Raw genomic sequence first — 8,577 nt, 5'->3', positions numbered from 1 at the left:
CCGTGGAAGACAACGCCGCGCAACTCATATCCGCCTGGGCTTCGCGCCGGTTGCCATCCGTTTTCGCGGAACTGGCCCGCAACGCGCGTCCGGTTTATCCTCGATAGCCGAGCAAGGACTCCATCAATCTGCAGCGGCGCGAATGGCTTCGTTTTTCAAGCCCATTGCAACGTCGACATTCGCCGCCAGGTGGGCTTCCAGCAACAGATTGATTTTTTACAGCATTTGAACGAGAGATCATTTTCGATCCTGCCTGACACACGAGGAACATCGGATGCGCATTCTGCTTGTGCTTGCTCACCCGCTCGAAGACAGTTTTGCCGTCAACGTCGCGCGTGAAGCGCGCACGGCCCTGGAGGCGAACGGCCATTCGGTCGATTTGCTCGATCTTTATCGCGAGGATTTCGATCCGCGTCTCACCGTGGCCGAGCGCGGCAGCTACTTCACCGACGCCTATGACCGCTCGGCAGCGGCCGACTGGATAGCGCGCCTGCAGGCGGCCGACGGGTTGGTGCTCGTGTTCCCACAATGGTGGTTCAATTTTCCGGCGATCCTCAAGGGCTTCTTCGATCGCGTCTTTGCGCCTGGTGTCGCCTTCGACAACGATCCGGCCGGCGGCCGCATCATTCCGCGGCTTCATAACATCAAGGTCTTCTGGGCGCTGACCACGACAGGCTCGCCCTGGTGGGTGGTGCATCTCTATATGGGCAACCCGGTCAAGCGGCTGCTGAAGCGCGGTATCGCCGCCTTCTGCGCCAAGGGGCTGAATTTCCGGATGCTTGCGCTGCACGACATGGATCGCGCAACCGACGCCAAGCGCAAGGCCCATCTCGTCCGTGTGCGTCGGCTCATCGCGGGCATCTAGCCGCGGCTACTCGAATGTCGCCAGATATTTTCTAAGCAAGCCGTCGAGCGTCGCCCGCTCCTCGGGCGATAGCTCGGAAACGACGCGATGCTGGTTTGCCACGTGCGCCGTCGCTGCCTCGTCGACACGGCGCAGCCCTTCCTCCGTGAGCGCGATGATGACGCTGCGCCGGTCCTCGGGGTTGGCAATCCGCTCGACGAGCCCGGCCTTCTCCAACTGGTCGATGCGGTTGGTCATGGTTCCCGAGCTGACCATGGTCGTATCCAGCAGATCTCCGGGCGAAAGCCGATAGGGCGGCCCGGAGCGGCGCAGCGTCGCGAGCACGTCGAAGCTCGAAGCGGAGAGGCCGCGCTCGGCAAAGGTTTTTTCGACTTCCCGGCCGATATGGGTCGAAAGCCGCGAGAGGCGGCCAAGCAGCCCCATGGCCGTCACATCGAGATCCGGCCGTTCCCGGTGCCACTGGGCCAATATCCTGTCGACGCGATCCATCAGAGAGTCTCCACTGTTTCGCCAGTCATAGAGTATCTTGACGTAGAGATAAACTGTGCTAGCTTCATTTTATCTTGATGTAGAGATTCTTGAGATAAAGATATGACCACGAACCGCACCGCCGATCTCGCCTTGACCGCACTCGCCCCGGCCATCTGGGGCAGTACCTACCTCGTCACCACGCAGTTCCTGCCGTCAGGCTACCCGCTGACCGTTGCGATGTTGCGGGCGCTTCCGGCCGGGCTCCTGCTCTTGCTCATCGTACGGCGCCTGCCTGAAGGTATCTGGTGGCCGCGCACGTTCGTGCTCGGCGCACTCAACTTCTCCTTCTTCTGGGCCATGCTGTTCGTTTCGGCTTACCGGTTGCCGGGCGGCGTTGCGGCCACGGTGGGGGCCGTCCAGCCGCTGATCGTCATCCTTCTGTCGCGCGTTTTTCTGGGCTCGCCGATCCGCCTGGTCAGTGTCGTCGCCGGCCTCGCAGGTATCGTCGGCGTCGCCCTGCTGGTGCTCACACCCGGCGCCGCGCTCGATCCGCTCGGCGTGCTGGCCGGTCTCGCCGGCGCCGTTTCCATGGCCTTCGGCACGGTGCTGAGCCGCCATTGGGCGCCGCCGGTGCCGCCGCTCACCTTCACCGCCTGGCAACTGGCCGCCGGTGGTCTGATGCTCGTGCCGGTGGCGTTGTTCTTCGAGCCGTCGCTGCCGCCGCTGACCTCGGCAAACGTCCTCGGGCTTGCCTATCTCGGCCTGATCGGTGCCGCCTTCACCTATCTGCTCTGGTTCCGCGGTCTTTCGCGCCTCGAACCGTCGTCCGTTTCGCCACTCGGCTTCTTAAGCCCAGTCGTCGCCATCCTGCTCGGATGGGGTGTGCTCGGTGAGCAGCTGACCCCGGTTCAGGCGCTTGGCATCTTGGTGGTCTTCATCAGCGTCTGGCTCAGCCAGCGTGCGCAGCTGTTGCCGAAGGTGCGACCGGCCCGCGCTTGAAGGCGGGCTTGCAACCATAGGGCAAGCGCTTCACATTGCCGGGAACTTCAACCCGCAAGAAGCGCATGCCTGATGATCGAACACCTGACGCCGGCGCACTATTCCGATCTCCTTCGCTTCGCCAGGCGCCAGTCCCGCCGCACGGCCGAGGCGGAGGATCTGCTGCATGAAGCGCTGATCGTGGCGCTCAAGGCAGGACGTTTTCCAAGCGGCGGTGATCGAGCCTGGTTCTGCGGCGTCATCCGCAAGCTCGCTGCCATGCAGGCGCGTAGCGCCGCCCGACGCCTTCGCCGCGAGCAGCAATCGGACGTGCCGGAAACGGAAGAGGGGCGCTCCGGCGATCCGCTGGCTTTCGCCGCCGCGCTCTCACCCGGCCTCAGAATCGTGATGCTGCTCGCGATTGCCGGCCACAATCGCCTCGAAATCCGTCATCTCCTCGGCATTTCCGACGAGGCGCTGCGCCAGCGCATCCTGATGCTGCGCCGTAGCTGGCGTGCCGCCGGTCATGGCGAGACCAATCTGGAACTGACGGGGCTGCGCTATCCGCTGGAAAGCGGCCGTATCCGCCAGGCGCTGCTGCCGGTGACGCGCGACGGCCGGGCTGCCTTCGCCAGCCACGATCCGGATGGCCATCTCTTCGCGATCAATTTTTCTTTGCGCGCGCCTCACAAAGCGGCAACCGGCGGCAACAAGCCGGCGCAACAAACAGAAAGGGAGCAACCAATGCTGTCGAAACCACGTATCGGGGCCATCTGCTACTTCATCTCGGATCTCGGCCGAACGGAAGCCTTCTATCGTGATGTCCTTGGCCTCACGGTCCAGCGCATGGAGGACGACGACGCCGGCACCTGGCTGATGGCCAAGATAGAAAACGAGGTCGAGTTGATCTTCTTCGTCGTCGAAAGCAAACCGGGCAACACGCCGATCGTCGTGTTCGATCTCGCTGAAGGCGGCATCGACGATGTGGTCGCCGGCCTCGCGGAAAAGGGAACCACCATCGTCACGCCGGTGAGCCACGCGCCGGGCGGCTGGTCGGCGGAATTCGCCGATCCCGATGGCCATGTGCTGTCGCTCTACCAATCGGCGGAGATGCCGCGTCTGAAGCGGGCTGCCAACGGCTGAGGGCGCCCAAAGAAATGGCCGCCGCATGTGTTGCGGCGGCCACAAATCCTTCAGGTCGGACGAGACTGACGAGAAGCCGTGATCAGGCCCACTCGCCCTTTCGCATGACCGGCACGCGGCTGCCGTCGGCGCGCACGCCGTCGATGTCGACCTGGCCCGAACCGATCATCCAGTCGATATGGATCAGGCTGGAATTGCCGCCCTGGGCGCGGATCTGTTCCGGTGTCAGCTTGGTGTCGTCGACGAAGCAGCCGGAATAGCACTGGCCGAGCGCGATGTGGCACGAGGCGTTTTCGTCGAACAGCGTGTTGTAGAACAGGACGCCGCTCGCCGAGATCGGCGAGGAATGCGGCACCAGCGCCACTTCGCCGAGCCGGCGCGCGCCTTCGTCGGTATCGAGCACCTTGTTCAGCACTTCCTCGCCGCGCGATGCCTTAGCCTCGACGATCCGGCCGCCTTCGAAGCGTACCTGGATGTTGTCGATCAGCGTGCCCTGGTGCGACAGCGGCTTGGTCGAGGAGACGTGGCCCTCTACGCGCAGCGCATGCGGCGTCGTGAAGACCTCTTCGGTCGGGATGTTCGGGTTGCAGGTCACGCCGTTCTTGGCTTCCGATGCACCGCCGCACCACAGATGCCCATCGGCAAGCCCGACAGTCAGGTCGGTGCCGGGGGCGGTGAAATGCAGTGCCGCGAAGCGCTCGCCGTTCAGCCAGGCCGAACGCCGGGCGAGGTTGGCGTTGTGCTCCTTCCAGGCGGCCACAGGATCGGCGACGTCGACGCGCGATGCGGCGAAGATGGCGTTGGCGAGCTTCTCGACGGCCACCTGTTCCGGATCATCCGGGAAGACCAGCTTCGCCCAGGACGGGTTCGGGTAGGAAACGATGTTCCAGTTGATGTCGAAGTTCGAGATCTTTTCGAGCGCGGGCTTGTAGGCGATCGAGTTCGCCTTGTTGGCACGCGCGACCTTGGCCGGGTCCTGCGCCGACAGCATCATCGGGTTGTCGCCGGAGATCGCAAGCCGTGCAGCGCCACCGGCAAAGGCCTCGGCCATGCCCTTGAACAGCCAATCGCTCGCCCGGTCGAAGCTTTCGTCGGGAGCGTAGGCGTAGCGCGCGAGCGTCGTGTCCTCGTCGGAATAGAGCGTCGTCACCAGTCCCGCACCCGCCATGTAGGCGTGCTTGGTGATGAGGCGGACGAGCGGCATGGCCGCCACCGGCGCGGTCATCACCAGGTCCTGGCCGCGCTGAAGCTGCAGGCCGACCTGGATCGCGACTTCCGCGAGCTTGTCGAGTTTTACCGGATCAATCGGATTGGGCGTATTGGCGGGATAGGTCATGATCTGCCTGTCTTTTGAATCGGAAGAAGAAGACTTAGAGCGCTTTGCGGCGAAAATGAAGGCTGGTGGTCATCGTGGGTGTCGCGGCTCAATCCGTCAGGAGAACGGCCCGCATTCGCTCGATGTTGCTCCGGTGCACCGCCTCGTAAGGTGCGAAATAGCGGATCGCGCCGGAGGCGATCTCTTCGGCGGCGAATTCCTCGAGCGTGCCGACTACCCTCCCGGCCGAAATGGCGCCCGTCAGTCTTTCGATATAGCCGCGATTGGCATCGATCAGGTCCGGCCCATAGCCGCCGGTGGCGATGCGCTCGCGGTCGCCATGGGCCGGCAGGATTCGAGCAATCGGCCATTGCCGCAGACGCCTGAGCTCCGCGATGTGCGTCGCCGTCTGGTCGGCCTCGCTGATGAAGGTTGTCGTATCCTCGAGCGTATCGCCGGCCAGCAGCAGCCTTTCCTCAGGCAGCCAGATGACATTGCCGTCGGCGCTGTGGATGGCGAAGTGATGCAACTCGACGCGACGTTCGCCGACGGTCAGCGCAAGCGTCTCCGCAAACAGCCGGTTCGGCATGACGAGGGGATGGATCGGCGGCGTCGCCGTCTCGATCCGTTCGCGATTTTCTTCAAGCTTCTCTGCCGTCAGCCTGAGCGCGATGATCTCGCAGTCGGCGAAGACGGTGTTTCCCGCCACATGGTCCTTGTGCCAATGGCTGAGCACGACGCGGATCGACGTGACACCGAGGCTCTCGAGGTGATTGCGGATCGCCCGGGCATGGGCGAGCGAGATATGGGTATCATAGACCAGTGCTTGCTCGCCGCCGACGATCGCATAGGAGGCGACGCCCAGTTCATAAGCGCCGTCGTCGAGCCAGTTCGGTCCTTCCGAAAAGAGCCGCACCCCGGCGATGCGCCCGTCGTAATAGGCGTAGAGACCGGGGTAGGGCTCCAGGATCGTCAAGGTCGAGGTCATGTCCGTCATATGCAGTTCCTCCCGCATGGCTTGGTGATGTCATAGGCCAGTGCGAAACGAAACTGAAGGACGGGATGCTGCCCTCGATCCTATCCGTCTATCCCTGACGGGCGCGCAGCAGATAGGCATCTTGCTCCCGCAGAAAAGTCATCAGCCGCTCGCCGTAATCCGCCGTCACCGCCGTCTTGACGCTCGGCCGGTCCGCCAGTGCTGCACGCCAGGCACGGATACGATCGAGCCCGTCGAAGATGCCGTGATCGGCGAGCGTGTCGAAGAGGTCGAAGTAGCGGAAGATCGGCGCGAAGACCGCATCGACGAGCGAAAATCGTGTGCCGGCGAAATAGGGGCCGTCGCCGAGCGCCGCTTCGACAGTCGCGAATTTTCCGGCCAATGTCTTGCGCTTCTGTTCGTAGGTTTCCCGGTCACTGGCGGTCTCGAAGCCCCAGAGATCCGAGAGGATCGACGAGCCGAACTCCATCCATCCGCGATGCCGGGCGCGCTCCAGCGCATCTTCAGGGTGAAGCTTCGGTCGAGCTTGGCTTTCCTCGACATATTCGGCGATGACGGAGCTTTCGAACAGCACCGTTTCACCGCCTTGCTGCGGCACCTGCAGCAGAGGCACCTTGCCGAGCGGCGAGATCTTCAGGAACCAGTCGGGCTTGGCCTTGAGGTCAATGTAGGTCCGCTCGAAGCGAACGCCTTTTTCGTCGAGCGCGATCGAGGCGCGCTGCACATAGGGGCAGAGATGGTGGCTGACGAGGGTAAGCATGGCAGTCTCCCGGTTGAGGCAAATAGATGCATTTGCATGTATGTAGGCTTGCTTCGACTTTCAAGGTGGATGTAATTGCATCTATGAGCGAAGAGACAAAAAATGATGGAAAGCGTCCCGGACCGGAAACGACCGAGGCCTGGATCGGCCTGATGCGGGCGCGCGAGCGCGTGCTTGCGCGGATCGAAGCCGATTTCAAGGCAGCCAGCTTGCCGCCGCTCGGCTGGTACGACGTGTTGTGGGAGTTGGTTCAGGCAGAGCATGGACGGCTGCGTCCCTTCGAGATCGAGGCGCGCACGCTGCTCGCCCAGTACAATCTCTCCCGGCTGATCGATCGTCTGATGAAGGAGGGCCTTGTCCGCCGTGAAACCTTCGACGCCGATGGTCGCGGCCAATGGGTGGTGATTACCGAGGCCGGCCGGGCGATGCGCGCGCGCATGTGGCAGACCTATGGCCCCTCGATCGAGGCCCATGTCGGCGCCAGACTGACCGAAACGGAGGCGCGGCAACTGGCGGCGCTGCTGGCGAAGCTAAGGTAGCGGCTTTTAGTTTTGGACAGTGTCATCGCAGGCGTTGAATTGCGACGCCCACGCGAATTGCCTCTCTCCTCAAGTTAGCCGAGGATGAAGGTGGTTGTTGCCGAGACGAACGGGCGCCACGCATGTCCTTCGCACCGCTTGCGGGGAGAAGGTGGCCGGCAGGCCGGATGGGCGCGCGCCGATGGGGCGACCGTCAATCTAGGACGCCGTCGTCGCCTAGCTGCTGAGGCCGAAGGATTTTTCCAGGGCTTCCCAGGTCTCGTCCATGGCAAAGGTACCGGACAGATAGGGAATGGCCACATGGCCGTAGAGCGGCGAAAGCTGCCACTCGGCCGTCTCCTCGTCGACGCCGGCGATCTGCTGCAGGTAGATCGTCGAGACCAGCCCGGTGCGGTCGGCGCCGGCCTTGCAATGGATCAACAGCGGCTTCGGTGCGTCCTTGAGGATCGCGATCAGCGCGTCGGTTTCCTTGCGGTCGATTTCCGCCGAGGCGGACATGGGGAAGTTGATGAGCCGGATACCGTTGCGCTCGGCCGCGGCAACCTCGTCGCGATACCAGCTTTCGTCCAGCCTCTCGCCGCGCAGGTTGATAATGGTGCGGATGCCATAGGCCTTAGAATAGGTGGCGATCGCCTCCGACGTCGGCTGTGCCGAGCGATAGACCTCACCGGCGACGAGCGTGTGGAAGTTGCCGGTCCATTGCAAGCCAACGAGATAGAGAACCATGGCCGCGACGAGCGCAGCCGTGCCGACGGCGAGGCGTTTCAGGAGACGCTTCGCGCGCAGAAACCTTGCAGATGCCATGAAACAACTCCGAAGCGGCCCCAAGCTCCAAGCCGTGAGCGGGCTGCGGGCGGAAAACAGCGAACGCTTTCCTGAACCCGCTTTGGCTGCTCCTATATGCCATCCGTGATATTTTGATGGCAAGATCAGGCGATCAGCGGCGCTGCGATTGCTTTCAGTGCAGCCTGCGCATCGCGCGGTGCTAGCCGCACCTGCAGCCCCCGCTGGCCGCCATTGATATAGACCTGCGCCTCGGCAAGCGCTGCTTCCTCGATCGCCGTCGGCACCAGCTTTTTCTGGCCGAACGGGCTGATGCCGCCGACATGGTAGCCGGTCAGCCGCTCGGCATCCGCCGGCTTCATCATTGCGGCCGATTTGCCGCCGAAGGCGGCGGCCAGTTTCTTCATGCTCACTTCGCGATCGGAGGGCACGACGCAGCAGACTGGCTTGCCGTCGACATCCGCCATCAGTGTCTTCAGCACCCGGCTCGGATCCTCCCCGAGCGCTTCCGCCGCCTGCAGGCCGACGCGTTCGGCATTGGGGTCGTAATCATAGGTATGCACGCTGAAAGCGACGCCGGCCTTCGAAAGCGTCTGCGTGGCGCGCGTGGTCTTCGACATCGTCGTCGCTCCAAATGGGGATCAGGCTTTGGCGAGCAGTGCCTCGTAGAGATCCGGCTTGAAACCGATCAGCAGGTTGCCGTCTGCTTCGAGCACCGGACGCTTG

Annotated in this window: 11 protein-coding genes and 1 pseudogene; 5 read left to right on the top strand and 7 right to left on the bottom strand. The window is 63.3% G+C overall.

Annotation, left to right across the window (positions count from 1 at the left end; translation table 11 throughout):
- The coding region (locus tag I8N66_RS19285) for a hypothetical protein (RefSeq protein WP_291156733.1) at positions 1-229 on the top strand (229 nt) is incomplete at its 5' end.
- A gap of 45 nt (positions 230-274) precedes the next feature.
- Complete coding sequence (locus tag I8N66_RS19280; protein ID WP_113538928.1) at positions 275-865, top strand: NAD(P)H-dependent oxidoreductase; 591 nt, start codon at positions 275-277, stop codon at positions 863-865.
- A 6-nt stretch (positions 866-871) separates the two neighbouring features.
- Here the strand turns inward: I8N66_RS19280 and I8N66_RS19275 are convergent, their stop codons facing one another.
- Positions 872-1,354 carry a MarR family transcriptional regulator gene (locus I8N66_RS19275; protein WP_113538929.1) on the bottom strand — a complete coding sequence of 161 codons (483 nt, stop codon included), beginning with the start codon at positions 1,352-1,354 and terminating at the stop codon, positions 872-874.
- A 102-nt stretch (positions 1,355-1,456) separates the two neighbouring features.
- Here I8N66_RS19275 and I8N66_RS19270 point away from each other — a divergent pair, with 102 nt between their 5' ends.
- Both I8N66_RS19270 and I8N66_RS19265 read left to right on the top strand, forming a co-directional pair.
- A complete protein-coding gene (locus I8N66_RS19270; RefSeq protein ID WP_113538930.1) occupies positions 1,457-2,335 on the top strand; it encodes an EamA family transporter in 879 nt (292 codons plus the stop codon).
- 72 nt (positions 2,336-2,407) lie between these two features.
- Positions 2,408-3,457 carry a VOC family protein gene (locus I8N66_RS19265; RefSeq protein ID WP_291156728.1) on the top strand — a complete coding sequence of 350 codons (1,050 nt, stop codon included), beginning with the start codon at positions 2,408-2,410 and terminating at the stop codon, positions 3,455-3,457.
- A gap of 82 nt (positions 3,458-3,539) precedes the next feature.
- Here the strand turns inward: I8N66_RS19265 and I8N66_RS19260 are convergent, their stop codons facing one another.
- From I8N66_RS19260 to I8N66_RS19250, 3 genes are all read right to left on the bottom strand, one after another.
- A complete protein-coding gene (locus tag I8N66_RS19260) occupies positions 3,540-4,793 on the bottom strand; it encodes an aminopeptidase (protein WP_291156725.1) in 1,254 nt (417 codons plus the stop codon).
- Between the two features lie 88 nt (positions 4,794-4,881).
- Positions 4,882-5,769 carry an MBL fold metallo-hydrolase gene (locus tag I8N66_RS19255; protein WP_113538933.1) on the bottom strand — a complete coding sequence of 296 codons (888 nt, stop codon included), beginning with the start codon at positions 5,767-5,769 and terminating at the stop codon, positions 4,882-4,884.
- An 88-nt stretch (positions 5,770-5,857) separates the two neighbouring features.
- Positions 5,858-6,529 carry a glutathione S-transferase family protein gene (locus I8N66_RS19250; RefSeq protein ID WP_113538934.1) on the bottom strand — a complete coding sequence of 224 codons (672 nt, stop codon included), beginning with the start codon at positions 6,527-6,529 and terminating at the stop codon, positions 5,858-5,860.
- 83 nt (positions 6,530-6,612) lie between these two features.
- On the opposite strand from I8N66_RS19250, the gene I8N66_RS19245 reads away from it, so the two are divergent.
- The gene (locus tag I8N66_RS19245) at positions 6,613-7,068 is read left to right on the top strand and encodes a MarR family winged helix-turn-helix transcriptional regulator (protein WP_291156719.1); all 456 of its coding nucleotides are present in this window, start codon (positions 6,613-6,615) and stop codon (positions 7,066-7,068) included.
- Positions 7,069-7,284: 216 nt separating this feature from the next.
- On the opposite strand, the gene I8N66_RS19240 is transcribed toward I8N66_RS19245, so the two are convergent.
- From I8N66_RS19240 to I8N66_RS19230, 3 genes and pseudogenes are all read right to left on the bottom strand, one after another.
- Positions 7,285-7,872, bottom strand: coding sequence for a dual specificity protein phosphatase family protein (locus I8N66_RS19240; protein WP_291156716.1), 588 nt, complete (start codon positions 7,870-7,872; stop codon positions 7,285-7,287).
- A 125-nt stretch (positions 7,873-7,997) separates the two neighbouring features.
- The gene (gene ybaK / locus I8N66_RS19235) at positions 7,998-8,471 is read right to left on the bottom strand and encodes a Cys-tRNA(Pro) deacylase (RefSeq protein ID WP_113536740.1); all 474 of its coding nucleotides are present in this window, start codon (positions 8,469-8,471) and stop codon (positions 7,998-8,000) included.
- 21 nt (positions 8,472-8,492) lie between these two features.
- Positions 8,493-8,577, bottom strand: a pseudogene (locus tag I8N66_RS19230) (arsenate reductase); the annotation flags it as partial.

This window comes from Ensifer sp. SSB1, assembly GCF_016652895.1.
Lineage (GTDB): Bacteria > Pseudomonadota > Alphaproteobacteria > Rhizobiales > Rhizobiaceae > Ensifer.
The sequence above is the reverse complement of the archived record's forward strand: the minus strand, read 5'-3'. Positions and strand labels throughout refer to the sequence as shown.